The organism is Corynebacterium aurimucosum (assembly GCF_030408555.1).
Taxonomy (GTDB): domain Bacteria; phylum Actinomycetota; class Actinomycetes; order Mycobacteriales; family Mycobacteriaceae; genus Corynebacterium; species Corynebacterium aurimucosum.
On record NZ_CP047048.1, the window covers coordinates 866,593 to 892,989 of the forward strand.

The 26,397-nt window shown below is 62.4% G+C and carries 18 protein-coding genes; 9 read left to right on the forward strand and 9 right to left on the reverse strand.

The window, feature by feature from the left end; translation table 11 throughout:
- Window positions 1-19: 19 nt before the first annotated feature.
- From CAURIM_RS04120 to CAURIM_RS04140, 5 genes are all read left to right on the forward strand, one after another.
- Window positions 20-4,972: an Lhr family ATP-dependent helicase gene (locus CAURIM_RS04120; RefSeq protein WP_201828528.1), complete on the forward strand. Its 4,953-nt coding sequence runs from the start codon at window positions 20-22 to the stop codon at window positions 4,970-4,972.
- 87 nt (window positions 4,973-5,059) lie between these two features.
- Window positions 5,060-6,328 carry an alpha-hydroxy acid oxidase gene (locus CAURIM_RS04125; protein ID WP_201828527.1) on the forward strand — a complete coding sequence of 423 codons (1,269 nt, stop codon included), beginning with the start codon at window positions 5,060-5,062 and terminating at the stop codon, window positions 6,326-6,328.
- Window positions 6,329-6,355: 27 nt separating this feature from the next.
- Window positions 6,356-7,177: an Fpg/Nei family DNA glycosylase gene (locus CAURIM_RS04130; RefSeq protein ID WP_201828526.1), complete on the forward strand. Its 822-nt coding sequence runs from the start codon at window positions 6,356-6,358 to the stop codon at window positions 7,175-7,177.
- A gap of 10 nt (window positions 7,178-7,187) precedes the next feature.
- Window positions 7,188-7,601, forward strand: a complete 414-nt coding sequence (locus CAURIM_RS04135; RefSeq protein ID WP_201828525.1) for a YccF domain-containing protein — start codon at window positions 7,188-7,190, stop codon at window positions 7,599-7,601.
- Between the two features lie 104 nt (window positions 7,602-7,705).
- The gene (locus tag CAURIM_RS04140; RefSeq protein ID WP_253587815.1) at window positions 7,706-8,722 is read left to right on the forward strand and encodes an HNH endonuclease signature motif containing protein; all 1,017 of its coding nucleotides are present in this window, start codon (window positions 7,706-7,708) and stop codon (window positions 8,720-8,722) included.
- A 189-nt stretch (window positions 8,723-8,911) separates the two neighbouring features.
- Here the strand turns inward: CAURIM_RS04140 and pgi are convergent, their stop codons facing one another.
- The 3 genes from pgi to CAURIM_RS04155 all read right to left on the reverse strand — a co-directional run bounded on the left by pgi (window position 8,912) and on the right by CAURIM_RS04155 (window position 11,987).
- On the reverse strand, window positions 8,912-10,546 hold the full coding sequence (gene pgi / locus CAURIM_RS04145) for a glucose-6-phosphate isomerase (protein ID WP_201828524.1): 1,635 nt from the start codon (window positions 10,544-10,546) through the stop codon (window positions 8,912-8,914).
- A gap of 101 nt (window positions 10,547-10,647) precedes the next feature.
- On the reverse strand, window positions 10,648-11,541 hold the full coding sequence (locus CAURIM_RS04150) for a trypsin-like serine protease (RefSeq protein ID WP_201828523.1): 894 nt from the start codon (window positions 11,539-11,541) through the stop codon (window positions 10,648-10,650).
- An 83-nt stretch (window positions 11,542-11,624) separates the two neighbouring features.
- Complete coding sequence (locus CAURIM_RS04155; protein ID WP_070563325.1) at window positions 11,625-11,987, reverse strand: chorismate mutase; 363 nt, start codon at window positions 11,985-11,987, stop codon at window positions 11,625-11,627.
- 122 nt (window positions 11,988-12,109) lie between these two features.
- On the opposite strand from CAURIM_RS04155, the gene pcrA reads away from it, so the two are divergent.
- Window positions 12,110-14,629: a DNA helicase PcrA gene (pcrA, locus tag CAURIM_RS04160; RefSeq protein WP_201828522.1), complete on the forward strand. Its 2,520-nt coding sequence runs from the start codon at window positions 12,110-12,112 to the stop codon at window positions 14,627-14,629.
- Between the two features lie 4 nt (window positions 14,630-14,633).
- On the opposite strand, the gene CAURIM_RS04165 is transcribed toward pcrA, so the two are convergent.
- The 5 genes from CAURIM_RS04165 to CAURIM_RS04185 form a co-directional block, all read right to left on the reverse strand.
- Window positions 14,634-15,389, reverse strand: coding sequence for a M23 family metallopeptidase (locus CAURIM_RS04165; protein ID WP_201828521.1), 756 nt, complete (start codon window positions 15,387-15,389; stop codon window positions 14,634-14,636).
- A 385-nt stretch (window positions 15,390-15,774) separates the two neighbouring features.
- Window positions 15,775-18,471 carry an FtsX-like permease family protein gene (locus CAURIM_RS04170; RefSeq protein ID WP_201828520.1) on the reverse strand — a complete coding sequence of 899 codons (2,697 nt, stop codon included), beginning with the start codon at window positions 18,469-18,471 and terminating at the stop codon, window positions 15,775-15,777.
- A gap of 1 nt (window position 18,472) precedes the next feature.
- Window positions 18,473-19,189, reverse strand: coding sequence for an ABC transporter ATP-binding protein (locus CAURIM_RS04175; RefSeq protein ID WP_201828519.1), 717 nt, complete (start codon window positions 19,187-19,189; stop codon window positions 18,473-18,475).
- The gene (locus CAURIM_RS04180) at window positions 19,186-19,734 is read right to left on the reverse strand and encodes a helix-turn-helix transcriptional regulator (RefSeq protein ID WP_070745798.1); all 549 of its coding nucleotides are present in this window, start codon (window positions 19,732-19,734) and stop codon (window positions 19,186-19,188) included. Before CAURIM_RS04180 ends, CAURIM_RS04175 begins: the two co-directional genes overlap by 4 nt.
- A gap of 251 nt (window positions 19,735-19,985) precedes the next feature.
- The gene (locus CAURIM_RS04185; RefSeq protein WP_201828518.1) at window positions 19,986-20,738 is read right to left on the reverse strand and encodes a M23 family metallopeptidase; all 753 of its coding nucleotides are present in this window, start codon (window positions 20,736-20,738) and stop codon (window positions 19,986-19,988) included.
- A gap of 364 nt (window positions 20,739-21,102) precedes the next feature.
- Here CAURIM_RS04185 and CAURIM_RS04190 point away from each other — a divergent pair, with 364 nt between their 5' ends.
- Genes CAURIM_RS04190 through purH form a run of 3 tightly spaced genes read left to right on the forward strand, consistent with a single transcriptional unit; the run spans window position 21,103 to window position 25,076 of the window.
- Window positions 21,103-22,857, forward strand: a complete 1,755-nt coding sequence (locus tag CAURIM_RS04190; RefSeq protein ID WP_201828517.1) for a cell division protein PerM — start codon at window positions 21,103-21,105, stop codon at window positions 22,855-22,857.
- 41 nt (window positions 22,858-22,898) lie between these two features.
- Window positions 22,899-23,504, forward strand: a complete 606-nt coding sequence (gene purN, locus CAURIM_RS04195; protein ID WP_201828516.1) for a phosphoribosylglycinamide formyltransferase — start codon at window positions 22,899-22,901, stop codon at window positions 23,502-23,504.
- Between the two features lie 39 nt (window positions 23,505-23,543).
- Window positions 23,544-25,076, forward strand: coding sequence for a bifunctional phosphoribosylaminoimidazolecarboxamide formyltransferase/IMP cyclohydrolase (gene purH / locus CAURIM_RS04200; protein ID WP_201828515.1), 1,533 nt, complete (start codon window positions 23,544-23,546; stop codon window positions 25,074-25,076).
- Between the two features lie 212 nt (window positions 25,077-25,288).
- Here the strand turns inward: purH and CAURIM_RS04205 are convergent, their stop codons facing one another.
- The gene (locus CAURIM_RS04205) at window positions 25,289-26,170 is read right to left on the reverse strand and encodes a flagellar basal body-associated FliL family protein (protein WP_201828514.1); all 882 of its coding nucleotides are present in this window, start codon (window positions 26,168-26,170) and stop codon (window positions 25,289-25,291) included.
- Window positions 26,171-26,397: the final 227 nt, after the last annotated feature.

Genomic DNA, 26,397 nt, shown 5'->3' on the forward strand with positions numbered 1-26,397 from the left:
GCGCGCGATACAGTAGGGCATGTCTAAAAACGTTCTGGCGAAGTTCCGCCCACAGGTGGCCGGGTGGTTCCAGGACGTTTTCGCCGCCCCCACCCCCGTCCAAGAGCAGGCATGGGAGGCGATTTCCGGTGGTGCGAATGCGCTGGTTGTGGCACCGACCGGCTCTGGTAAGACGCTCGCGGCATTTCTGTGGGCGCTGAATTCTTTGGTGGAGCGCGAAGGCCAGACCGCGCTGCCGCTGAGCAATGAACCCTCCCGCGAGGGAGCTCATGATGGCGTGAGAGTGCTGTATATCTCACCGCTCAAGGCTTTGGGCGTGGACGTTGAGAATAATCTGCGTGCCCCGCTCAACGGCATTGCCCGCACCGCCGAGCGGCTGGGCCTGGAGGTGCCGGATATTACCGTCGGCGTGCGCTCAGGGGATACCCCGCAGGCAGAGCGCGCCCGCCAGGTACGCAAGCCGCCAGACATCCTTATCACCACGCCGGAATCGGCCTACTTGATGCTCACCTCCAAGGCGGCGGGGATTCTGAAGACCGTGGATACCGTCATCATCGATGAGATCCACGCCCTAGCCGGCACCAAGCGCGGCGTGCACCTAGCGCTGACTTTGGAGCGCCTCGGGCTTATCGCCGGGGAGTTCCAGCGCATCGGGCTGTCGGCCACGGTGCGGCCGCTGAGTGCTGTCGCGAACTTCTTGGGCGGCGACCGTCCCGTCGACATCATCGCACCACCCGCCAAGAAGCGCTGGCAGCTCGACGTCCACGTGCCGGTCGAGGACATGTCGGACCTGCCCACCCCGGAGCAGGGATCCCCCATTGGGGAAGCGACTGTCGACGACCCCCTGGGCATCACCCAAGGCCCCCAAGACGCCCTGCGCGTGCAGGCGCAGCGTGGGGAAACGGACACACAGGGCGGGGTAGGAGACTCCGCCCTGCCCACGGCGAAGTCCATCTGGCCCTTCATCGAAGAAGAGCTGTACGCCGAAATTATGGAGCAGCGCTCCACCCTCGTCTTTGTTAATTCCCGTCGCACCGCCGAGAGGCTTACTAGCCGGCTCAACGAGCTCTATGCCCAGGAGCACGATCCAGAATCCTTGAGCCCAACCACCCGGCGCGACCCGGCCCAGCTGATGAAACAGGTCGACGTCGCCGGGAAGGCACCTGCCGTTATTGCCCGCGCGCACCACGGTTCGGTGTCCAAGGACGAGCGCGCGCTGACGGAGACGATGCTCAAGGAAGGCACGCTCAAAGCCGTTGTGGCCACGAGCTCCCTGGAGCTGGGCATTGACATGGGCGCGGTGGAGCTGGTGGTGCAGGTGGAATCCCCACCCTCGGTGGCCTCCGGCCTGCAGCGCGTGGGCCGCGCCGGGCACTCCGTCGGCGCGGTCTCCCATGGCTCCTTCTATCCCAAGCACCGCGCGGACCTCGTGCAATCAGCACTCACCGTCGCCCGCATGGAGGAGGGCCTCATTGAGGAGATGCACGCCCCGCGCAACCCGTTGGATGTCTTGGCACAGCAGACGGTGGCGGCGGTGGTGGCGTCGGCAAGCGCGAGCACGAGCGAGGGCCTCGAGGCCGACAGCTGGTATGACACCGTGCGCCGTGCCTGGCCCTATAAGGACCTGGCGCGCGAGGTCTTCGACTCCGTGTTGGACTTGGTCAGTGGTGTGTACCCGTCGACGGACTTTGCGGAGCTCAAACCCCGGGTGGTCTATGACCGCGTGACGGGCGTGCTCACCCCGCGCCCCGGCGCGCAACGCGTGGCGGTGACCAACGGCGGCACCATCCCGGACCGCGGCATGTTCGGCGTCTTCCTGGTGGGTACTGGTGAGGCTGGTTCCGCGCCGCGCCGCGTGGGTGAGCTCGATGAGGAAATGGTCTATGAAACCCGGGTGGGGGATATCTTCACCCTCGGTGCGACGAGCTGGCGTGTGGAGGAGATCACGCGCGACCAGGTGTTGGTGACACCCGCGCCGGGGCACACCGGGCGTTTGCCTTTCTGGAACGGTGACCAAACTGGGCGTCCCTATGAGCTGGGCAAGGCGTTGGGTGCATTCCGGCGGGAGGCGCTCGCGGATCCGTCGGTGGTGCGCGGTGCGGATGAGAATGCGCGGCGCAATATCGCCGCCTACCTGCGGGAGCAGAACGAGGCCACCGGGCTTATCCCGGATGAAAAGACGCTGCTGCTGGAGCGCTTCACGGACGAGCTGGGGGATTGGCGCGTGCTGCTGCACACCCCGTTTGGCCGGCCGGTGAATGCGGCGTGGGCGCTGGCGGTGGGGCAGCGCGTGGCGGAGCGCACCGGGATGGATGCCCAGGCCGTGGCGGGCGATGACGGCATCGTGCTGCGCCTGCCGCAGGGGGAGCAGGACCCCGATGCTGCGCTCTTTCTTTTCGACGCCGATGAGATCGCGGACACCGTCACCGAGCAGGTGGGCAACTCCGCGCTCTTTGCTTCTCGTTTCCGGGAGTGCGCGGCGCGAGCGCTGCTTCTGCCGCGGCGCAACCCCGGCAAGCGCGCGCCCTTGTGGCAGCAGCGCCAGCGCGCGGAGCAGCTTCTCGACGTCGCCCGCAACTACCCCTCTTTCCCCATCATCCTGGAGACCGTGCGCGAGTGCGTGCAGGATGTCTATGACCTGCCAGCACTCACGGAGGTCATGCGGGAGCTGGCGCACCGCCGCGTGCGCATCGCGGAGGTCACCACGGAGCAGCCTTCGCCTTTCGCGTCTTCGCTGTTGTTCAACTACACCGGCGCGTTCATGTACGAGGGGGACTCGCCCCTAGCGGAAAAGCGTGCAGCGGCCTTGGCATTGGACCCGGCGCTGTTGGCGAAGCTGTTGGGCACGGTGGAGCTGCGCGAGCTTCTCGACGGCTCCATCATCGCCGAAGTCCACGCCCAGCTGCAGCGCACCACTCCGGAACGTCAGGCGCACACCACTGAGGAGGTCGCGGACCTGCTGCGCGTGCTCGGCCCCATCCCGGTCGAGGAATTCGGTGCGCACGCCACGGTGCCACTCAGCACACTCGATGCGCTCGGTGCACGCATTATGCGGGTGCGCATCAACGGCCGCGAGCACGTGGCGCAAGCGCTCGATGCGCCGCTGCTTCGCGACGGCCTCGGCATCCCCGTCCCGCCCGGCATCCCCGCCCAGCAGGCCACGATTACCGATGCCGTCGATCAGCTGGTTAGCCGCTGGGCGCGCACGCGCGGGCCATTTGTGGCGCGCGAAGTGCAGGAGGCCTTTGGCCTGTCAGCCGCGGTGGCGCACTCGACGCTGAATGGGCTGGATTCCATCCTGGCGGGGCACTACCGGCAAGGCGTGGAGGAACAGGAGTACTGCGCGGCGGAGGTGCTCAAGGTCATCCGCTCGCGCTCGCTGGCGGCTGCCCGAGCTGCCACGCAGCCTGTTTCTCCCGCGGCCTTCGGGCGCTTCCTGCCGGATTGGCTGCAGGTGGCGGCGGTGGGCCGGCGCCCGGTGCTGCGTGGGGTGGACGGCGTCTTCGCCGTCATCGAGCAGCTGGCCGGCGTGCGCCTGCCGGCCTCGGCCTGGGAGAGCCTCATCCTTCCTGCGCGCGTCGGGGATTATTCGCCGACCATGCTCGATGAGCTCACCGCCAGCGGCGAGGTCCTCATCCTTGGTGCCGGCAAGGCCGGCACCAACGACCCGTGGGTCATGCTGCTGCCGGTGGATTATGCCGCGCAGCTCGCCCCGCAGGTCTCTGCGGAGGAAGCGGGTGTGTCCCTGCTGCAGACCCAGCTGCTCGAGGCCCTGCAGGGCGGCGGCAGCTACCTCATCTCCGATATTCAACCGCAGCTCAGCGGCACACCCGAGGAGGTCCGGGAGGCGCTCTGGGGCTTGGTGGAAGCAGGTCTGGTCAGCCCCGATTCCTTCGCTCCTATCCGGGCCCACCTGGCCGCAGGTGGGCGTGCCGGGCGTACGGCGCATCGCGCGAGGCGTCGGCCATCGCGATCGCGCCTGCGCATGGGGCGCACGTCGTTTGCGCAAGCGCACAATGTGTCTGGTGCGCAGGTCGCACCAGACGTGGTGGGGCGCTGGTCGCTGTCCGTTCCCGCGGCCACGGATGCCACGTCGCGCTCCATTGCCCACGGCGAGGCCTGGCTGGACCGCTATGGCGTGCTTACCCGCGGGTCAGTGGTGGCCGAGGACGTCCTGGGTGGTTTCGCCTTGGCTTATAAGGTGCTCTCCGGTTTTGAGGAATCCGGCAAGGCCATGCGCGGCTACGTTATTGAGGGCTTGGGCGCCGCGCAGTTCTCCACGCCCGCGGTCATCGACCGCCTGCGCGGTGTGGATGATTCCCCGGACGTTACAGGCTGGCCCTCCGGCACCCGCGAGCCGCAGACGTATGTTCTTGCCGCGACGGACCCGGCCAACCCTTATGGCGCAGCGCTGTCTTGGCCGCCGACTGATGCTGGTGACTCTGGTGCCCGCCCCACCCGCGCCGCGGGTGCCTTGGTGGTGCTCATGGATGGCCTGCCGGTGGCGCACTTAACCCGCGGCGGGAAGACGCTGACGACGTTCTTTAACGCTCTTCCCGAGGGCATCGAGCGCACCGAGGTACTAGCCGCAGTGCTTGCAGGCCTCAACGAGCTGGTGGCCGCCGGGCGCTTGAGCAAGCTGGTCATTGAGAAGGCGAACGGGCGGCCCATCTTCGAATCAAAGCTTGGCGGTGAGCTGCGCGCACTGGGGGCGGCACTGACCCCGAAGGGCGTGCGGATTACCGGATCTGCCCACACCGCCTCTTCCGGCCGTGCAGGACAGCACGGTCACTCTGGAGAAGCCGCGCGCTCCGCCGAACCTTACCGTCCCGCACGTCGCGGTGGGCGTCGCGCCGTCGAGGCGATGGAGGAGCTCTCCTTCGATGATCCGGAGGATTCCACTGAGTCTGGTGGCCCATCGACTGCACAGGGAAGCCCAGGCGGCTTCCGCCCGCGCCGGCGGCGCCGCTGAATGATATTCACCTTCATTTAGCCCACGGGCTTTTCATGGGTCTAACCTCAAAAGCTGATAGCCCAATAGAAAAGGAGTCTTGTTTCCATGCGGCTAAAGCGCCAACTACCTAACGTGTCCGAGCTGAAGAACCTCATGCGGTTCGAAGCACCCAACCTCGACCGCCGGGCAGCACGCCTGGCAGAGGCCGCTGATGTGTGGGATCTGCGCAAGATCGCCAAGCGCCGCACACCCAAGGCCGCCTTCGACTACGTCGACGGCGCCGCCCGCGATGAGGTCAGCTACCGCGAATCCCGCGATTTCTTCCGCGACGTTCGCCTCATGCCCAACGTGCTCAACGGTGCGCACGACATCAACCTTGGCACCGAGATCGCCGGCGAACCCGCAGCATTGCCCTTCGGCATCGCGCCGACCGGCTTTACCCGCTTCATGCATGCCGAAGGCGAGGACGCCGGTTCCCAAGCTGCCCGCGACGCAGGCATCCCGTTCACGCTCTCCACGATGGGTACGCGCTCGGTGGAGGAGGTCGCGGCGTCGCAAGGCAATAGCGGACGCCGCTGGTTCCAGCTTTACCTGTGGAAGGACCACTCCGCCTGCCAAGAACTCATCGAGCGTGCTGCCGCCAACGGATACGATACCCTCGTGGTCACCGTGGATACGCCCGTGGCCGGCCAGCGTCTGCGCGATACCCGCAACGGCATGCGCATCCCGCCGCGCCTGACCACCGGCACGGTCTTCGATGCCGCGTGGCGCCCCGAGTGGTGGTTCAACTTCCTCACCACAGACCCGGTTACGTTTGCCTCCCTGACCTCGACCACGGGCACCCTGGGCGAGCTGGTCAACACCATGTTTGACCCAGGCCTCAATTTCGAGGACCTCGCTTGGATTCGCAAGCAGTGGAAGGGCACGCTCTTCGTCAAGGGAATCGTCAACCCCGAAGACGCACGCAAGGTCATCGACCTTGGTGCCGACGGCATCGTGGTGTCCTCTCACGGCGGGCGCCAGCTCGATCGCGTGGTCAACACCCTCCAGGCCCTTGAGGCCGTGCGCGCAGAGGTGGGCCCGGACGTGGAAATCATCTACGACTCCGGCATCATGTCCGGCGTCGACATCGCCATTGCGCTGGCTCTGGGCGCGGACTTCGTCCTCATCGGCCGCGCCTACCTTTATGGGCTGATGGCCGGCGGCAAGGAAGGCGTCGACCGCGTAATTGAGCTGTTGGCGGAAGAGTTCAAGAACACCCTCCAGCTACTGGGCGTGAAGAAGATCGAAGACCTATCCCGCCAGCACGTGGTCACCCCGTGGGAGCCGGGTGCGCTGGCATTCGGTGCGGGAAAGGATGCGCCGGTAGAGTAGGCACCCGTTTGGTGAGGAGGTTCTGCTGTGCCAGAGGGTGATTCCGTTCTGCAGCTTTCGAACCGGCTGCAGTTCATGGAAGGCCGGCGCGTGATCTCCTCCTCCCTGCGCGTGCCGCGCTATGCCACCGTGCGCTTCGACGGGCTGGTGTGCGAGGAGGTCTGGCCCTATGGCAAGCACCTCTTCATGGATTTCGGCGGCGAGCTCATCCTGCATACCCACCTCAAGATGGAAGGCACATGGGCCATCCACTATGCCGGCGACCGCTGGCGCAAGCCCGGTCACAGCGCGCGCGTGGTGCTGCAGATGGAGAATACCCCGCGCGATATCGAGCTGGTGGGGCACTGGTTGGGGCTGGTGGAAGTTTTCCCCACCCGCGAATTTGAGCAGCGCATGGCGCACCTGGGCCCCGACATCCTCGCACCAGAATGGGAGGAAGGCGGCTTTGAGGAGGCCGTTCGCCGCATCGAGTTGCGCCCAGAACGGAGCATCGGCGCGGCTCTCTTGGACCAGCGCAACGTGGCGGGCTTGGGCAACGAATACCGCGCCGAGATCTGCTTCCTGGCCGGCGTTCATCCAGCAACACCTGCAGCGCTTGTCGACGTCCCCCAGATCCTCACCATCTTCCGCCGCCTCATCTGGGCCAATCGCGATTCCCCGGTACGCGTGACCACCGGTGTGAAGCGGGCAGGGGAGACCACTTACGTCTTCGGGCGCAACCGCAAACGCTGCCGACGCTGCGGCACGCTGATTGAAAAGTCCACGCTGGGTGGCGTGGACGCCGGCGGTGACGAGGGCGAGCTAGAGCGCGTCATCTGGTGGTGCCCGCACTGCCAGCCATCCAGCTAGGCTGGCAACCATGAAGATCATCTTGAATATCATCTGGTTGGCAACCGGTGGCCTTGCCCTCGCGCTGGGCTATTTCCTCCTCGGCATCTTGGCCTGTATCCCCATCGTGACGATTCCCGCTGGTGTGGCTTCGATGCGTATGGCGAATTTTGCCTTGTGGCCTTTTGGGCGCTCCGTCATCCAGCCGGTCAAGGGTACCGGTGGCATGTCGGCTTTCTCGAACGTCGTGTGGTTCCTTGTTGCCGGCTTGTGGCTGGCCATTGGTCACGTCACCACTGCAGCGGCGCAGGCCGTGACCATCGTGGGCATCCCGGTGGCTCTGGCCAACCTAAAGATGATTCCGGTGACGTGCTTCCCCTTCGGCCGCAAGATTGTGGACTCTGACCACATCCCCTTCGGCTGGGAGTCGATGATCAAGCTCTAACGATTATCTCTCCGGTTGCGGGGTTGCCTGGGGTGGTTTAGGGTGCTGAGTCATGGGGGGATTTAGAGACCTATTTCTCCTACCGCAACTCGGGGATCACATTGGTGAAGCAAGCGGTAGGAGGCGAGAAGCGATTACGCGCACTCGGCGCTTCATCGGCCGACGCCGCCGAACTGGCGCGCTTAAACCACGTCTACTTCGGCGCGACCAAGTTCACAGGAAAGCAACGCACTGCCCGCAGCCGAGCTTTAGAACAAGGCCATGACCTGGCCACGCTGAGCCTCATTGAGTCCTACACGAAGAAGCTGAAAAACCAGCTGCATGCTTGGAACCTACGGGTCAAGCTTGCGGACACACCGGCACCGAATATCCCAGCCGTGGCGGCCAAGCGCTTAAAGGAACTCAAAACCAAGCGCGTTCCTACACCTGGTGTGCGCATGACCTATCGCTCTGATGGTCCGCACTCGCTGACCATTACCGATGACCCCATGACCGTCACCGAGATGCGCGGCGTACTGGAATCCATCAACCAGAGCAATCTGCTGGAAGCAGCCAACCACGTCTTCTTCAACAAGTCCCACGGCGGAACCAAACCAGCTGTGTTCACCAGCGTGGTGGTGACCTTGGACAAGCTCGACAAGATTGTCTCTGGCGACGGTGATGACATCGTGCTGGAGCTCACTAATGGCGGCCGCATGACCGGCACGGAGTTTCTGAATTATAAGTTTGCCGAGAGCGGTTACGTCACCCTCATCCACCCCACGATCGGACCGGTGTGGCTGCACCGGATGAAGCGCTTAGCCGGGTTTGAGCAGCGCATGATGGCCAGCGCTGAACATCCGACCTGTGCTAGGAAGGGGTGCAATAAGCCCGCTGATTATGCCCAGGTGCACCACCTTGTGCCGTGGAAGGCCGGAGGGGCTACCAACCCGCCGAACCTGACCATGTTGTGCGCCTATCACAACGGCGTCAATGATGATGACCCGGAGAAACCCACCGGTGCCGGCTATGTCTTCCGACTACGCGGCGATGTGGACTACATCCCTCCCTGGGGAGAACCAATAACCGCCCAGGCTGCATATCAAGCCGCGCAACGCGGGCTTGGACCGCGTGGTGGGTGAACCACCACGCAACACAACGGACACGCAACACATAGGGCAGGCACCCTTACGCGGATGCCCACAGGAAGGTAAATCACCACGCGGACGCCCACAGGGCCTCCGCGGCCTTGGCGATCCCGCACGTCGATTACCCGTTAAAAACGGGTGTACCCCCGACCGTTCGGCCGGGGGGACGTCGCCAAGCAGTGCTTAGCGGTGGTTGCGGTACCAGCCGATGAGAGCATCGGTGGAACCGTCGCCGGATGCGGCCTCCTCCTTGCCGGAGACTGCCGGTGCCAGGTCATTGGCTTGCTGCTTGCCCAGCTCCACGCCCCACTGGTCGAAGGAGTTGATGTCCCAGATGATGCCTTGGGTGAACACGATGTGCTCGTAGAGCGCGATGAGCGCGCCGAGGGTCTGCGGGGTGAGCTCCTCAGCCAGAATGGTGGTGGAGGGGCGGTTGCCCGGCATCACCTTGTGCGGAACGAGGGCTTCGTCTACGCCCTCAGCGGCAATCTCTTCTGCCGTCTTACCAAAGGCCAAGACCTTGGTCTGCGCGAAGAAGTTGCCCATGAGCAGGTCATGCATCGAACCGGTGCCGTCCGCAGTGGGGAAGTCCTCCTTCGGGCGGGCAAAGCCGATGAAGTCCGCCGGGATGAGCTTGGTGCCCTGGTGCATGAGCTGGAAGAAAGCGTGCTGGCCGTTGGTGCCCGGCTCGCCCCAGTAAATCTCACCGGTGCCGGCGCTCACCGCGGTGCCGTCGCGGCGCACGGACTTGCCGTTGGACTCCATGGTCAGCTGCTGCAGGTAGGCCGGGAAGCGTCCGAGGTCCTCGGAGTAGGGCAGCACCGCATGGGTCTGCGCGCCGAAGAAGTTGGAGTACCAGACGCCGAGCAGGCCCATGAGCGCCGGCACGTTCTGCTCCAGGGGCGCGGTGCGGAAGTGCTCATCCATGGCGTGGAAGCCCTCGAGGAAGCGCATGAAGTCCAGCGGGCCGATGGTGCACATCAGCGACAGACCGATGGCGGAATCGACGGAGTAGCGCCCGCCCACCCAGTTCCAAAAGCCGAACATGTTCTGGGGGTCGATGCCGAACTCGGCGACCTTCTCCGCGTTGGTGGAGACCGCAACGAAGTGCTTGGCGACGGCCGACTCATCACCATCAAACTGCTCAATCAGCCAGCGGCGTGCGGCGTGAGCGTTGGCCAGGGTTTCCTGGGTGGTGAAGGTCTTCGATGCGACGATGAAGAGGGTGGAGCCGGCGTCGAGGCCGTCGAGAGTCGCGGCGAGATCCGCCGGGTCGACGTTGGAGACGAACTCCGCACTAATGCCCGCTACCTCGTAAGGGCGCAGAGCCTTGGCAGCCATGGCGGGGCCCAAGTCGGAGCCGCCGATGCCGATGTTGACGACCTTCTTGATGGTGTGTCCCGTATGCCCCAGCCACGCGCCGGAGCGCAGTGCGGTGGCGAAGTCGCGCATGCGGCCTAAAGTCTCGTGGACGTCGGCAGCGACGTCTTGGCCGTCGACGCTCAAGTCCTTTTCCGCGGGCAGGCGCAGCGCGGTGTGCAGAACGGCGCGATCCTCGGTGTTGTTGAGGTGTTCGCCGGCGAACATAGCGTCGCGGCGGCCCTCGACATCCGCGGCGCGGGCGAGGTCTACCAATGCGGTGACTACTTCCTCATCGATGAGGTTCTTCGACAGATCCACGTGCAGGCCCGCAGCATCGAAGGAAAAGTCTGCGGCGCGGGAAGCGGAGTTGGCAAAAAGCTCACGCAGGTTGAGGTCCTTTTTACTCTCAAAAAGCGAGGTGAGCGCGGCCCACTGCGGCTGAGCGGTGATGTCCATTGCAAAAGCCTTTCTGGCAGGTAGCAGACATGAAACTTACTGTGTCCACCGTAGTCCAGAAATCTCTTCGGTGCCGAGGCAGAAGGCTGCGCTGGGTTGAGCTAGGCGTAAAGCTTGAGGCCGAATTGCTTCATTGTGTTTGCGATCTCCATGGCGCCCACTTCGACGTCAGAGGGATCTTGGTCATTGCCGAAGGACAACACACCGACGGCGTAGAGCTTGCCGTCGATGGAAGCATAGACTGGTCCGCCACTGTCGCCCGGGGCGCTGTCATTGCCGAAGGTAAACAGCCCTTGATCCTCGTGACGGTCGATGAAGTTGCCGCAGGAGACTCCTCGCGTAGAGCCGGCGCGGCAAATTGTGGGCTTCGTCAAAGCAACGTCCTCAAGGGGCAGCCATCCTGCTAAAGGAGCGTTCAGAGCGGGTGAGGTCGAGACTTGAGCGGCCGGATTGGAGACCTCAATAAGTGCGATATCGGCGGAGTTGATCTGGTCCGTATTGGTATTGCGGGCCTCCAGCACCATCTCACCAATCTTCACGTTGTCACCAGAGCGGTCCTGGTAGAAAAAGGTGTCTCCCTTGTCACCGCAGTGGCCGGCGGTCAGGATAAAGAGGCGCTCGCCGTCGCCAACGAAATGACCAGCGGAGCATCGTCCGCTGCTATCTGCGTTGTAAATTGCGACCCCCGGAGTGAGAACACCAGCTGTCATGAAGTACTCAGCTGCTTCCGGCTGGGCCAGATCCACGCGGGGATCGGGGCGCTCAGCTTGAGGGATTTCGGTGGTGTTATCCCAAAGAGAGTTACTATCGAGGACCTCTTCCGAGCCTTGATCCGTTCCGGAATCCTGCCTGGGGTCAGTATCGCCGACGGCTGGAAGATTCAGCGTCGTGGTGGAAATGGAGGCCACAGTAGAAGAGGAACCGCTGCAGGCGGTCAACACGAAGGCGGAAGTAGCTGCGGCGAGAGTTGCAGCGAGACGAGAGAAAAAGCGCATGAAGGGGGAAGAGCTCACTGCATGCCTGGGCGCGTGTGCGTTGGGGACTAGTCCGTGAGGTGCTCCCTGAGCCGAGTTGGCACTCAGCCCAGCTTTCCGCGTCCCAAACGCAGCAGGGCAGAAGCGATGGCGGGGCCTTCCTCACCGAGCTCGTCACGGAATTCATTGAGGATGGCGATTTCGCGGGTGTGCACCAAACGGGTACCGCCCGAGCTCATGCGCGTCTTACCAATCGTGCGGGAAATATCGGTGCGGCGCTTAATAGCGTCGAGGATGACGCGGTCGAGGCGGTTGATCTCCTCGCGGTAGCGCTGAATCTCGGCATCGCTGAGCGGGTCATCCGTGCCCGAGGGCATGCGAATATCGAGTCCATTGTCCACGACGTTGGGATTTTGGTGCTCGGGGTTTAAGCCCGAATCTGCGGTGTCAGGATGTGAAGCGCTCATGAGTCAAGATTGTGCCACCCTGCTAAGACAAACGGGAATCATGAGCTTAAGACGTTGGGATTCGCCGATAAGAAGTGGTGTGGGAGGCAATGTCCGGTGGTGCTAGTAGGTTGGAGAGCATTATGAATAACACATCTCCGTTTAGGCCTCGTTCTTCTTCTGATCCTTCCGCTGACGCCACCGCTGGTGGCTTATTTCCGACGCCCGGACACAACGCGGATGCCCCTTCCGGTCAGTGCTCCGATCCGTTGCTGGAAGGACTAAACCCGCAACAAGAAGAGGCCGTGACGCATTCGGGCTCGCCGCTGCTCATCGTGGCCGGCGCGGGCTCGGGTAAGACCGCGGTGCTGACCCGACGCATTGCGTACCTTATGCGCGAGCGCGGGGTCGCCCCGTGGCAGATCCTCGCCATTACCTTTACTAACAAGGCAGCCGCGGAGATGAAGGAGCGCGTCGGCCAGCTGGTTGGCCCCGTGGCTGAGCGGATGTGGGTGTCCACTTTTCACTCCATTTGCGTGCGCATCTTGCGCAATAACGCCCAACTGGTGCCGGGGTTGAACACCAATTTCACCATCTATGACGGCGATGATGCGCGCCGGCTGCTCACCATGATTGCAAAAGATATGCAGCTGGACCTGAAGAAGTACTCGGCGCGTGTTTTGGCTAACCAGATCTCGAACCGCAAGAACGAGCTCATTTCCCCGGAGCAGGCCCGGGCGGAGGCGGAGCGGACGAAGAATCCTTTCGAGCTCACTGTGGCGAGTGTGTACGAGGAATATCAGCGCCGCCTGCGTGCCGCGAACGCGGTGGACTTCGATGACCTCATCGGGGAAGTAGTGCGCATCTTTAACCAGCACCCGCAGGTAGTGGAGTTTTATCGTCGCCGCTTTAAGCATGTGCTTATCGACGAATACCAGGACACCAACCACGCGCAGTACGCGCTTGTTTCGGCCTTGGTGGGCAGGGGCGAGCTGCCGCCGGATGCTCCGGAACTGTGTGTGGTGGGTGATTCGGATCAGTCGATTTATGCCTTCCGCGGCGCCACCATCAGGAATATTCAGGAGTTCGAGCGGGACTACCCGCAGGCGCACACGATTCTGCTTGAGCAAAACTACCGTTCGACGCAGACCATTCTGAATGCGGCGAACGCGGTCATTGCGAAGAATGAGGGCCGCCGCGAGAAGAACCTATGGACAGCCCACGGTCAGGGCGAAAAGATTGTCGGCTACGTGGCGGATAACGAGCACGATGAGGCACGGTATATCGCCTCAGAAATTGATTCCCTGGCGGATAAAGGCACGGCCTATTCGGATATTGCGGTGATGTACCGCACCAACAACGCCTCCCGCGCGTTGGAGGATATTTTCGTGCGCTCGGGCATCCCGTACAAGGTGGTCGGTGGCACGCGTTTCTACGAGCGCCGCGAGATTCGGGACATGGTGGCTTATCTGCGCATTATGGATAATCCGGATGACACGGTGAGCTTGCGCCGCATCATCAACGTGCCTAAGCGCGCCATCGGTGACAAGGCGCAGGCGCAGATCGCGCTTCATGCGGAGAACCTTGGCGTTAGTTTTGGGGCGGCTCTCCGTGATGCGGCGGAAGGAAAGGTCGTAGGCCTTGGCACGCGGGCGGTCAATGCCGTCACCAAATTCAACGAGATGATGGAGGGCGTGCGCGCGCAGATTCCGGGCATGGTCAATGAGGTGACGGGCCAACCGGATTTGGGGGAGTTGCTCAACGCGCTTCTTGACGCCACCGGTTACCGAGCGGAGCTTGAAAACTCCAATGACCCGCAGGATGGGGCACGCCTCGACAACCTCAACGAGTTGGTATCGGTGGCGCGCGAGTTTAGCTCTGAGGCGGCCAATGAAATGGCCTTTATGGGCGCGGACGCAGAGGATGCCCCGGAGCTTTCGGAGGGCGAAGCCGCGCCGGGCTCGCTTCAGGCGTTCCTTGAAAAGGTTTCGCTCGTGGCGGATGCGGATCAGATTCCTGATCACGAGTCCGGGGTGGTCACGTTGATGACGCTGCATACCGCAAAGGGCCTTGAGTTCCCCGTCGTTTTCCTCACCGGCTGGGAGGATGGCCAATTCCCGCACATGCGCTCCCTAGGGGACCCGAAGGAGCTTAGTGAGGAGCGCCGCCTTGCTTACGTGGGCATTACGCGAGCGAGGGAACAGCTCTACCTCACGCGCGCGATTCTCCGTTCGTCCTGGGGCAACCCGGTAACGAATCCGGCCAGTCGCTTCCTCGCCGAGGTCCCAGAGGACCTCATCGACTGGCGCCGTGAAGAACCAGACAGCTCGCTGTCCAGCGCGTGGGGTGGAGATGATTCCTACCAATACGGGCGAACCTTCGGTTCAGATAGTGGGTTCTTCCGTGGGGGCGGCTATGGCTCGCGGGGCGCTGCGTCTTCCCCTTCGCAGCGCTCGCGCAAGCCAGCTTCGGCAACATCGATGCCGAAGAATAACCATCTCAATTTAGTTGTGGGGGACCGTGTCAACCACGCGAAATACGGGCTGGGCACGGTCATCGAAGCCTCCGGTACCGGCGCGCGTGCGACGGTCACCGTGGACTTCGGTTCAGCGGGCAAGGTCCGCCTCATGCTCATCGGCGGTGTGCCGATGGAAAAGCTTTAAAGCTTTAGATGAGGATGCCGCGCTCGCTGAACCAATCCACCGGATCAACGGCCGCGCCGCCGCCCGGGTGCACTTCGAAGTGCAGGTGCGGGCCGGTGGAGTGGCCCTCGTTGCCGATGACGGAGATCTGGTCGCCGGCCGAGACTCGGTCACCGACGTTGACCAAGAGCTGATCACTGGGCATGTGGCCGTAGACGGTGATGGTGCCGTCGTCGTGCTGAATGCGGATCCAGTTTCCGAAGCCTTGGGCTGCGCCGGAAGAGATGACCTCTCCGTCCATGACGGCGTAGATGGGCGTGCCGATTGGGTTCGCTACGTCGATGCCGTTGTGGAAGGAACCCCACCGCGGGCCAAAGCCAGAGGTAAAGGTTCCGGAGGTCGGAAAGACCACGGTATTACCGTTCGCATCTTGGCCGCGAGTAGGGGTGAGGCCGGAGTGATCGCCCTGCGGGGCGAAGGCCTCGGCGAGACCAGGAATGCTGGAGGGATCGAGAATGATTTCGAAGCCGTCCTGCGTGGAGTTGATCTCCGGGGTGGAGGCCCCGTTGAGGGCTCCGGCCGTGGACACGATTAGCCCGGAGAATGCTTTGAAGAGGTCGGCCTTGGAGTCTTCCTTGACTTCGATGTCGCCGGCGGTAGGGCCCTGGGAGGACCCGTCGGAGACATCCACGCTTGCTGCCGGTTCGGCGGCGAACGCTGGGGCCGTCACGGTAGCGGTGGTGACCGCCACGGCGGCGAGTGCGCTGAGCGTGCGCTTCATAACTTCACGTCCTTAAGTCCTGCTGTGGCTCGCTTCCGCCGGCGTCAGCGGCAGGAAGCTTGTGAGCGATAGGGCACGGCCATACAGCCGTTATGCGCCTTGAAGCCTGCGACACGCCGGCGCGATTGCGTCGGCATGCTGAGGCTCTGTGGCAACGAGATACAAACTATCCCGAGCTATCACCCTGCGCAATGTCTAAAAATGCAGGTAAATACAGGGATTGTTCGAAAAACTATCGAACACCCCAGCGTGTCACACGTGTGAAAGAAGTGAAAATTGTTACAGGGGTAAAGTAGAGGTTTAAAGAATGGGGGTAGGTTATGGGGGTGTGAAAGAGCAGTTCCCCAGCCGAAAGCTCGGCCGGGGAACAAAGGGGCTTGCGGGGCTATGTCAGCGAACGTGATTCGCTGCGATCCCGTGCGGTCAGCGGGCCCGTCCTGTCGCTGCGATTCACCGCAGCCGCCAGTGCGGCGGCGATGAGCGGCACGACGAGCACGGCGAGGAACTGCCACCAGTCTGGGGTGAAATAGTCCTGCAGACGCAGACCATAGGGTGGCGTCGAGTAGGCGTATCCGGAGCTATCGGCAAAGAAGTATGTGCCGAGGTGGCCGGCAATCACGCCAAAGAGCATGCTTGTGGTGGCTAGCATCCAGGTCTGCCATGCCGCCACCTTGGCCATCAATGAGGGGTGGGCGCCGATGGATTGCAGCACGGTGCTTTCCTGGCGCATGCTGCTTGCGGCGTTGGCAATGATGAGCGCGAGCACAATCAGGCAGACGATACCTACGCCGAGGCCCAGGTAGTAACGGAAGCTCTCCGGGGTAGAAACAGCGAAGTTCAGCGAGTATCGCGACTGCGAAGCGCTCGCTGTCAGGTCGCGCAGCTCTTCGCGCTCTGACTCGCTTGGGGGTTCGTCGAACGTGAGGGCTTGGCCCACGTAGAAGGGCTCCATGTTTAGCTTTTCCGCCGCCTGCTGGCTAATCAAGACCACGTCGCGGGCCGCAGTAGGCAGGGCCTCAACAACCGGTAGATCGGCCTCCTGCGTCCCGCTCGGTTCTTGGCTGTCAATGCGGCTATAGGACTTTAGAGTCACCGTGCCGTGCGTGTTATCGCCGACGTGGCTGCTGTGGGGAAGCACGATGCCCCCGGCGTCCAATGTCTGCGCCGCTGCGCGGCGATCTTCCTCCGAGTCGAACTGCCAGAGCTCAAGCTGGGAAGAATCCGTTTTAATCATCCTGCTTTGATAGATCAACGGGTTATAAGGAAATGACGTCATCAGCTCGTGGGCGCATTCTTGGCGAGCCTCCTCGGACTCATCGGTGCGCCGCCCCTGATTATCCACAAAGACTGCCTTCTCAACTGGTTTGCTGAGATCGACCTGTTCACACTGGTAATCAAACTCGGTACTGAGCTCATAGAAGGTGCCTTCCTCCGGAAGGCTGTAGGACGTCGTCCACGAGGGGAAAGCATAGAAGGGATATGTGCGGGCAGTGGTGGTCTGCAGGATGGCCTCTACCGCTGCGCGTTCTTCCGGCGTGGAAACCTGCGTTGGTTGCTCAAACGTTGTCTCCTCAATCAGCGCAGAAGTAGGCGGCATGACGAGCTTTTCTTCGGCGGTGGTCTTTGCGCTATCCGTCATGATGCCCACGCCAAACAGGGAGGCTACGAAGGCAACTGAAACGAGAGCGATGGACGTCGGCAAGGCATGCATGCTGCGCCGGGTCAGGCCCCGTCCGGCCAGGCGAAACGAGAGAGGGCCCCGGCGAGACAGCAGGGAGCACAAGAAGACCAAGGCCGGGGCTGAGGCGGCAACCGCGATGACTCCGAAGAGAGCCAGCACCGTAGGGATGTACTTTCCCCAGGGAGTGAAGCTGAATAACACGAGCAGAAGCAGGAATGCGGGGCCGACGGCCATCCACCGCCGGAAGCGCAAGAGGCGGTCGGGTGCGGCGCCCTGGATCGCCGTGGCTAAAGCACCACGTTGCGCCAACCACGCAGGAACGATGGAGACAATGACACAGCCTGCCACCGCCACGAGCCAGGCGAGGGCAATGGCCAGGAAAGGCGGGCGTGCAGCAAAATCCGGGTAGCGTGCTGTCCACCACATCCACGAAGCCGCGAGGCCAGCAACCACGCCGATAGTGGCGCCGATAAGCCCCATCAGTAGGCCATAAGCCATCACTGCGAACATGATGTGGCGCGGCAGTGCGCCTTGGCTCGACATCAGTGCGTACAGGCGGGTATTGCGTCCAGTGGCCAGCGTGAAGACGGGGGCGAGAAGGAAAAGGATGAGCAATCCGGCAATGGCATAGAGGCCGACGAAGAAGAGAATGAAAAGAATGCTGCTCAGGATTCCGCCGAAGGACTCCGGCTCAGAATCGGGCCGATCTATATTCCGTAGTTCCGGTGCCCAGATCCCCAGCCCGGCTTCACGGGCACGGTCGGCATCCTCCTTGGTGAGCGGTGTATCACCCACGATGACCCAGGAGGTGTGTATCTGAAAGGACGGGTCGCTGAGGGCGGCATTGAGCGTGGGGGAGGTGACAAAGTCAAACTGCTCGGGCGCAATAGCCGCGACTGTGGCTTGGTGGTCACCGCTCAGGGCGCTGGTGCGCACGGTGATGGAATCCCCAACGGAGGCGTTGATCTTGTGGGCTGTTGAACGCGACAGAACTGCTTGATTGGGGCCAAGGTTGAAGTTGTCGACGACCTCCTGTGCCAGCTCCGGAGGGTTCTCGGTGTCAAACTGGTCTACCCAAGATTTCGTCGACTTTCCATTATGGATAAGCGAAGCATTCGAAAAAGTGGTGACGGGGCTGACGCTGAGGCCTTCAGGAAGCACCTCGGCAGCCAAGCGTGGGACGTCTTCATTGCTAATCTCCGGGCGCTCGCCGCTCACCTGCAGGGCCCGTTCGGGTGAGTTCAAGGCCGCGGAGAGCCGACCGGAGGAGTTGTCAAAGAGCGCCATTCCAACCACGAGGGCCACTGGCAGCGCGATGAGCATGACAGCGGCCAGCGTGCGCCACGGGTGGCGCCACAGGTCGCGCCGGGTAGGCCGGGTGGCGGCATCAATGCCGGACATACTAACGCGCCTCCTCGCCGGTCAGGCGTCCGTCACGAACCATGACGACGCGGTCGGCCCAGCCCGCGAAACGCGGCTCGTGGGTGACGAGGATTCCGGAGGCGCCGGCGTCGATACGCGCGCGCAAAACCTTCATGATCTCCTCACCCGTCGAGGTATCCAAAGCTCCGGTAGGTTCATCGGCGAGCAGTACCTTACGCGGGCCGATGAGCGCGCGGGCAATGGCCACGCGCTGGGCTTGGCCGCCGGAGATTTCCTCCGGGAAGCGGTCGATGGTGCCGTCGAGACCGACCTCATTGAGTGCTTGCTCAGCAGCTTCGCGGCATTGCGCAGGCGAGAGTCCGTCTAGTTCAAGAGGGAGGGACACATTCTCTCCGACGGTGAGGGAAGACACTAGGTTGAAGTGCTGAAATACCAAACCAAGGTGTCGGCGGCGAGCGATAGCTGCCTTGGCCTTGGAGAGCTGGGAGGCATCGGCGCCGTCGAGAAGCACGCGTCCTGATGTTGGTGGTTGGAGCAGACCTGCGACGTTGAGCAGCGTGGATTTGCCGGAGCCGGAGGGGCCCATAACGGCGACCAACTCGCCCGGTTGTAGCTGCAGGTTGACCGAATCCAGGGCGGTGACCTGGCGGGCGCCGCTACCGAAGACGCAGGTGATGTTCTCAAGTTCGAGCGGGAAAGGAATGTGCTGGGTCGTGGGCACAGAGTCGGGGGTCATCGGGTTTCCTCCTCGGTGGCGGTGGTGGCTGGGTTGGACAGGGACTCCACGCGGTCGAGCCAGCGTGAGAGAGATTCCAGGTCGAAGATTTGGCGCTCGACGGCCAAGCGCTGGGCGCTGCGCTCTGCGGGGAGTTCCGAGGCTTGGCGGTTGAGCTCACGAAGTTGGCGGACGGTGGCAAAGCGCTGGGCGTCAAGGACGGCGATGACGTCGATATCGGAGCGTCGCGCTGCAAGTGACACTTTGAGTACGAGCTCATCGCGCTCGATGGCGTCGTTGTGCAAGGTGGACATCCACCACTGCGAGAGTTCCTCACGGCCTGCGTTGGTGATGGCATAGCTGGTGGCGCGGCGCCCGGTGGGGCCGGTGAGCTCGCCGTCAGTGGCGATGAGTCCATCGCGTTCCAAGCGGCTTAAGGTTTGGGCGACTTGGCCCATGTTGAGCGGCCAGAGGTTATCAAAGGTTTCAGCAAAGCGGGTTTTGATGTGGCTGGCCGTGGCGGGCTCTTCACTCAGCAGAGCAAGCACGGAGTGTTTGACGGACATGGTCACCTCCTGTTCGGAGGGTAAGAGGAGGATGCAATCGGTACATACCCGGTAAGTTACTGGGTAACCTTTGGGTCGGTCAAGAGTTTTCGGGAAGGAATCTTTCAGCACCCCCTCCATGTACCCCAGTGTGGGGTATGCGGTGGAGCGTGCACGAAGGCGGGGCGGAGTGGGTGAGATGCGAAAAGCGGCACAGGGCAAAAGTGCTCTGTGCCGCCTGAAAGTTGTTGGAAGGCTAGGTTGGTTAGCGCTTAAGAAATGTTGACTCCGCGCTCTGCGAGCCACGGAATGGGGTCCACAGCGCCCTCACCGGTGGGGTGAATTTCAAAGTGCAGGTGGGAGCCGGTGGAGAAGCCCAGGGAGCCCATGCCTGCGATCTTCTGGCCGGCGTGAACGCGCTCGCCCACAGCGACGTCGAGGGTCTGCATGTGGCCGTAAACGCTCATGGAGCCGTCATCGTGCTTGATGCGGATCCACTGGCCGTAGCCGGAAGCCGGGCCGGAATCGATGACGGTGCCGTCCATGACGGAGAGGATTGGGGTGCCCACGGCATTGGCAATGTCGATGCCGGAGTGGAAGGAGCCCCAGCGGGGGCCGAAGCCAGAGGTGAAAGCGCCTTCTGCCGGGCGGGCAACGGACGGTGCACGGTTAGCCTCATCGGCTGCTGCGCGTGCATCGGCAGCCTGGATGGCCTTGTCCAGCTGGGTGGCCAAGTCGGCGACCGGCTTGGTCTCTGCGATGGAGAGGATCTGCGGTGCGGCATCCTCGACGGCGGCCTGTGCGTCCTTGAGCGGATCGGTATCTGCCTGCAAGGTGTAGTCGATGGACTGCGCCTTGGTCTCGCCGGTGCCGGCGGATTGAATGGTACCTGCGGCTGCACCGCCAACGCCTGCGGTGGACACTGCGCCTGCCGCGACAGTCATGACCGCCAGACGCCCCTTCGCAGTCTGCGAGGTGGTGATTTTGCGGTGACGACCTGCGCTTCGCTGAGTCTTGCTTCGCATGAACTCTTCTTCCGTCCTAATTCACTATCGTCCAGCCAGAACAATCGTTACGTCTAAACCTGGTTGGTTATCCGATTGTGACCTTCCTGTTGCCAACGAGATGTAACAGTAGCGTCTCGGCGGGAGCAGAGCAACCCGGATTGCGGTTTTTCTTCTTAATGTGCCGAAAGACTTCTACGTTCTGATACGGCAGCTGTTTACTGTTAATAAAGTGAATCAATCGCTGGGCACTAGCTTATCTGTAATGAGGCGCGCGTGGATGTTTCTGATCCGCGGATGAAGTAATTAAAGAGTATCCGTTCGGGGGTGTGCCGGACCTTTTGAATCAGACCTCGTCGCGCCACCCCCGATGGGGGAGGTGCCCGTGGCAAAGTGGACGCCGATGAATAAGAACACGAGTCCCCAGTCCAGGTCGTCTGCTCGTCCACGCGCGCACGTGCGTGGACGCGGTGATGGCGCTGAGCACTCTGAGCGAGGATACCGCCGGGATCGCCGGGATCCAGCGCAGCGCATCAAAGGAATCGAATCCGATAAGGCACGTGCCCGTCGCGCCCAGGCCCCGACGACACTGCGCGGGCGCATTCGCCGCATGCTCATCGTTGTCGGTGTTCCGCACCTCGTTGTCGTCCTCGGCATCCTCGTGGTGGCCATCGCGGCACTTCTTCTCACCAGCTCCCCATCAGCGTGGCTGAACACCATTGTCGGGGAGGCCTGGATGGTGTTTAACCTTGCACCTATTCGTGCCGGTGGGATTGATCTGGGGTTCATCCCGGTTCTTCCCGCGTTGCTTTTAGCTTGGCTGGTGGGCCGCCGTGTGCGGGCGGCGGTCAAAGATAAGGCGAGCATAAACGACTTGCTCGTTTTGAGCGCCTGCGTGCTGTTGGTGCCACTCGTCCTGACTTTCATTGCGTGGCTGATGCTGTGGGACGCAGGGAAGGTCTATGACGTTTCCCCTCCGGAGCTTTATCGCGTTCTTCCCCGCATGCTCCTGCTTCATGCGGCTGCGCTCATCGGCGGCATGGGGCCGCGGCTGTGGAAGGCCTTGGCTAAGCGCAGCGGTATTCCCCGAGTGTTTGTCGACGCCGCCCACATCGGCCTGGCCTACCTCGGATACCTGGTTGCTGCCGGCTTCGTCCTAGTGTTGATCCTGTGGGGATTCGGTTGGTCGCGCCAGGCTGAGATGCTGTCGAGCTATCCGGAGCTTAACGCGCTAGGAACCATCAGTCTGTTCCTGGTGAGCATCTTTTACCTCCCCAACGCCGCGGTGGCTGCCGGCGCAGTGTTGAGTGGCTCGGAGGTACACATTGGTGAGGGCACCAGCGTTAGCCTTTTCAGTGGCCATCTAGTTCCGCTTCCGCCGCTTCCTTTGGCTGCTGCAGTTCCGCCTTCCATTAGCCCTTGGTTCGCGGTTTTGTTGGTGGTCCCGGCAATCGCAGCCGTGGTGGCATTTGCTCGTCGCCGCGCCCTGGTGTCTTTCCAAGTGGCACTCGTTGCTGCCGTCACGGTGGCAGTGACATCCCTCGTGGCGATCTACGGCGTTTCCGGCACGCTGGGCGTGTACGGATACACAGGACCTGAAGTCTGGACCGCGGTGGGGTTGAGCTCCCTGTGGTGCCTTGTCGTAGGCTGCGCATTTGCCACAGCACAGGCAGTGACCGCGTGGCGTGCGCGCCGCGCCACCGCCCCGGTCGCTGAGCCGGAAGATTCGGCTGTAGCCGAGGACGTTGAGGAGGCCACTGAGGACTCCACCAGCGCCGCTCAGGAAGAACACGAGCAGGAACAAACAGCGCTTGACGACGACACCGGTGTCGATACCGACACCGGTACTGAGATCGACATCGATGCAGAGGCTCAGGTCGAGACTGACACCGAGGATGAGGCTGATACCGAGGCGAAGAGTGATACGGAGGAAGCCGATTCCGAAGTAGAGGCTGACGCTGAGACGGAGGCTGTGCCTGAGGCTGATGTGAGTGATGCAGAAATCGTGGAAACGGGCGATGCTGACGTCGACTCCCAATCCGAAGTTGAAGACGAAGCAGTAGCGGATCAGGACGGCGATGCGGAGTACACTCCAGTCGCAGAGGAGAGCGAAGAGCCCGAGGGCTCCATTAAAGAGTGAAAATTCCCCGGTTCGCGGCGGTAGCGGCTAGGCTGTAGCGCGTGACTACACCGCATCAGCCCGCTGCTACTGCCCGCCTCAACGTCGTGGTTCTAGTTTCTGGAACCGGCTCCTTATTGCAGGCCATCCTGGATAGCCAGGATGAGCACTACAGCGTCGTGAAAGTCATCGCGGATGTCCCTTGCAAGGGCATTGAGCGCGCACAGGCAGCGGGAATTGCCACCGAGGTCGTAGAGATGGGTGCTGACCGAGCTGAATGGAATAGACGTCTGGTTACTGCAGTGGATACTGCGCAACCAGACGTTGTTGTTTCCGCAGGTTTCATGAAGATCCTGGGGAAGGATTTTCTGGATCGCTTCGAAGGTCGCACCATCAATACTCACCCCGCGCTCTTGCCCGCCTTCAAAGGCGCGCATGGCGTGCGTGATGCGCTGGCCTACGGTGCCAAAGTCACAGGCTCAACCGTCCACTTTGTTGATGCCGGCGTCGATACCGGCTCCATCATTGCCCAGGAACCCGTCCGGATTCTGGCAGAGGATGATGAGGCCAGCTTGCATGAGCGCATCAAAGTGGTCGAAAGAGAACTTATCGTCAAAGTTCTCCGCGCGATGCGCGTGGAGGGCGAGACGCTCAGCATTCAGCTCTAACTATCTCATTACCGCAAGGAAGGCTTAAGTCCCCGTACCATGAGCGAAGATCCTAAGAACATCAAGCGCGCGCTAATCAGCGTTTATGACAAGACCGGTCTCGAAGACCTCGCGCGGTCCCTCGATAACGCTGGTGTGGAGATCGTTTCCACCGGTTCCACCGCGAAGAAGATCGCGGACTTGGGCATTGAGGTCACGCCCGTCGAGAAGCTCACTGGCTTCCCGGAGTGCCTTGAGGGCCGTGTGAAGACCCTGCACCCGCGCGTGCACGCAGGAATCCTGGCGGATACCCGCAAGGAGGATCACCTCAACCAGCTTAAGGAGCTTGAGGTAGAGCCCTTCCAGCTCGTCGTGGTGAACCTGTACCCCTTCCGCGAAACCGTCGCCTCCGGTGCGGACTTCGATGGCTGCGTGGAGCAGATCGATATCGGAGGTCCGTCCATGGTGCGCGCGGCGGCGAAGAATCACCCGTCTGTTGCGGTGGTCGTGGATCCTGCCCGCTATGGCGAGGTCGCTGACGCTGTGGCCAATGGTGGCTTCACGCTGGAGCAGCGCCGTGCCTTGGCTCGTGATGCCTTCCTGCACACCGCTGATTACGACGCCGCGGTGTCTGCGTGGTTCGTCGATCAGCTCAGCGAGGGCGAGGAGACCACCCCGCTGCGCTACGGCGAGAACTCCCATCAGTCCGCGACCGTGACCCGCATCGGCACGACTGGTTTGGCCAACGCGAAGCAGTTCAACGGCAAGGAGATGAGTTACAACAACTACCAGGATGCCGGCGCCGCGTGGCGCGCCGCCTGGGATCATGAGCGCCCGTGCGTGGCCATCATCAAGCACGCCAACCCGTGCGGCATCGCGGTGTCTGAGGAGTCCATCGCGGCTGCTCACCGCGCGGCGCATGCCTGCGACCCGATGTCCGCTTTCGGCGGCGTTATTGCTGTCAACCGTGAGGTCACCGTGGAAATGGCTGAGCAGGTCAAGGAAATCTTCACTGAGGTCATTGTGGCTCCGTCCTACGAGGAGGGCGCCATCGATATTCTCAAGACCAAGAAGAACCTGCGCGTGCTGCAGGCAGAGCATGAAGCGCCTAAGGAGGAAGTTAAGTTTATCTCCGGTGGCATGCTCACCCAGGAGCCGGATACCTACCAGGCAGAGGGCGATAACCCGGCCAACTGGACGCTTGCTGCGGGTGAGGCACTGAACGAGTCTGATTTGGCACAGCTCGAATTCGCCTGGCGTTCCGTGCGCGCGGTGAAGTCCAACGCCATCCTGCTGGCCAAGGACAACGCCACCGTGGGTGTCGGCATGGGACAGGTCAACCGCGTCGATTCCGCCAAGCTTGCGGTGGAGCGCGCTAACACGCTGGCCGACGGTGCCAACCGCACCGAGGGCTCCTTCGCTGCTTCCGATGCTTTCTTCCCGTTTGCCGATGGCCTAGAGGTTCTCCTCGACGCCGGCGTGAAGGCCGTGGTGCAGCCAGGTGGCTCCATCCGCGATGAGGAAGTCATCGAGGCCGCCAAGAAGGCCGGGGTGACGATGTACTTCACCGGTACTCGCCACTTCTTCCACTAGAGCGTAAATGTGGCGCTGCCGTGTGCAGCGCACTGCCGCCGTCTTCATTCGCGCGCGTCACTGCGTGGGAACGGGAGGCGGCTTTCGCATACATGGGAGTTTTCCTAGAGGCCAACAAGTGCCCTAAACGACGAAGTTAGGCGCCGCCACGCAGTCAGAGGCTATAACTTTGGCAACTAGGGCAGTAGCGGCGCCACTGCGTGAGGGGTGCACTACTGCGCGTGGAGGGAAGCCACGGCGAAGCCAGTGTTGTCCGCGGGATTGCCGTTGGCGTCCTTATACGTAAATGTAAAGCGCAGGTCCTGGTGGTCTGCGATGTTGATGGGCATCTCGAGGGCTTCCTCTGCCGGAATCTCGAAGGAAGCCAGCTCAGTACCGTCAGCACCGTTGACGGTCACGGTGGCGCTGGCAACATCGGTATTTTCCCGGTCATCGCTGAAACCAAAGACCGCGTTGAGTTGGCTATGGCCTTCGCCCAGCTGCACATCAGCGATGTTGGTGCTGCCGGAGCGCGAGACATAGGAATCCGGAAAGAAAGTGCGGGCAATGACCACGCCGTCTGCTTCCAGGTCGGTATCGATACGGCCGCTGGTGGCAAGAGGAGTTCCCGAAAGCGAAGCTGTTGAGGTCGGTTCAGAGGATGCACCGGTGTGGCTTGAGTCGGACGACTCGCGTCCCCAGATAAACCATGCACCGACGCCGAGGATGACCGCCAGGATGACGAGCAGAGCAATCAGCGCGGCGATGGCACCGCTGAAGCGACCTTTGCCCTTCGGCGGTTCCGGAGCGGTGTACGTTGTGGGTTGAGGCGGACTCGGCGGTGTGGGCGCACCGCCACCGAATGGTTGCGTGTTGCCGCCACTGGGCTGCCCACCAAACGGTGGAGTGTTGCCGAACCCGCCCTGAGAACTACCTGGACCGGAGTGCTGCGGACCGGATGGGTTGGGTGGGCCGGAAGGAGCACCAAAACCGCCACCCGGGCCGTGAGCACCGCCGGGGGTGCCGGGGCGGCCAAACCCTGGAGCGGGTGAACCGAAGCCGGAGGAACCAGAGTTACGTGGCGGAGTGCCCGAAGGGCCGGTAGGAAACGTCATGGCTGGGAGATTAGCAACCTTTCCGTGCGCAGGAGATAGAGCAGTGAGATACCTCTAATAATCTAAACCCTTAACCACTGTCTACGCGGGAATAGACGTAAATCCGTGGGACTACTCCCCACCAGAAACGAAAAGCCGTGGAAACACCGCCGCGCGAACGCGGAACGATGCACGAACGCCACCACAACCGCGGCGGCTGTGCAAAGATAAGAAAGATAGAAAACGCC

Bases quoted from the DNA above. Each gene is read 5' to 3' on its own strand.
- pgi (WP_201828524.1), bottom strand. From the start codon at position 10,546: ATGGACATCACCGCTCAGCCGCAGTGGGCCGCGCTCACCTCGCTTTTT.
- CAURIM_RS04135 (WP_201828525.1), top strand. From the start codon at position 7,188: ATGAAGATCATCTTGAATATCATCTGGTTGGCAACCGGTGGCCTTGCC.
- CAURIM_RS04180 (WP_070745798.1), bottom strand. From the start codon at position 19,734: ATGTCCGTCAAACACTCCGTGCTTGCTCTGCTGAGTGAAGAGCCCGCC.
- CAURIM_RS04165 (WP_201828521.1), bottom strand. From the start codon at position 15,389: ATGAAGCGCACGCTCAGCGCACTCGCCGCCGTGGCGGTCACCACCGCT.
- CAURIM_RS04175 (WP_201828519.1), bottom strand. From the start codon at position 19,189: ATGACCCCCGACTCTGTGCCCACGACCCAGCACATTCCTTTCCCGCTC.
- CAURIM_RS04170 (WP_201828520.1), bottom strand. From the start codon at position 18,471: ATGTCCGGCATTGATGCCGCCACCCGGCCTACCCGGCGCGACCTGTGG.
- CAURIM_RS04150 (WP_201828523.1), bottom strand. From the start codon at position 11,541: ATGCGCTTTTTCTCTCGTCTCGCTGCAACTCTCGCCGCAGCTACTTCC.
- CAURIM_RS04155 (WP_070563325.1), bottom strand. From the start codon at position 11,987: ATGAGCGCTTCACATCCTGACACCGCAGATTCGGGCTTAAACCCCGAG.
- CAURIM_RS04125 (WP_201828527.1), top strand. From the start codon at position 5,060: ATGCGGCTAAAGCGCCAACTACCTAACGTGTCCGAGCTGAAGAACCTC.
- pcrA (WP_201828522.1), top strand. From the start codon at position 12,110: ATGAATAACACATCTCCGTTTAGGCCTCGTTCTTCTTCTGATCCTTCC.
- purH (WP_201828515.1), top strand. From the start codon at position 23,544: ATGAGCGAAGATCCTAAGAACATCAAGCGCGCGCTAATCAGCGTTTAT.
- CAURIM_RS04120 (WP_201828528.1), top strand. From the start codon at position 20: ATGTCTAAAAACGTTCTGGCGAAGTTCCGCCCACAGGTGGCCGGGTGG.
- CAURIM_RS04185 (WP_201828518.1), bottom strand. From the start codon at position 20,738: ATGCGAAGCAAGACTCAGCGAAGCGCAGGTCGTCACCGCAAAATCACC.
- CAURIM_RS04205 (WP_201828514.1), bottom strand. From the start codon at position 26,170: ATGACGTTTCCTACCGGCCCTTCGGGCACTCCGCCACGTAACTCTGGT.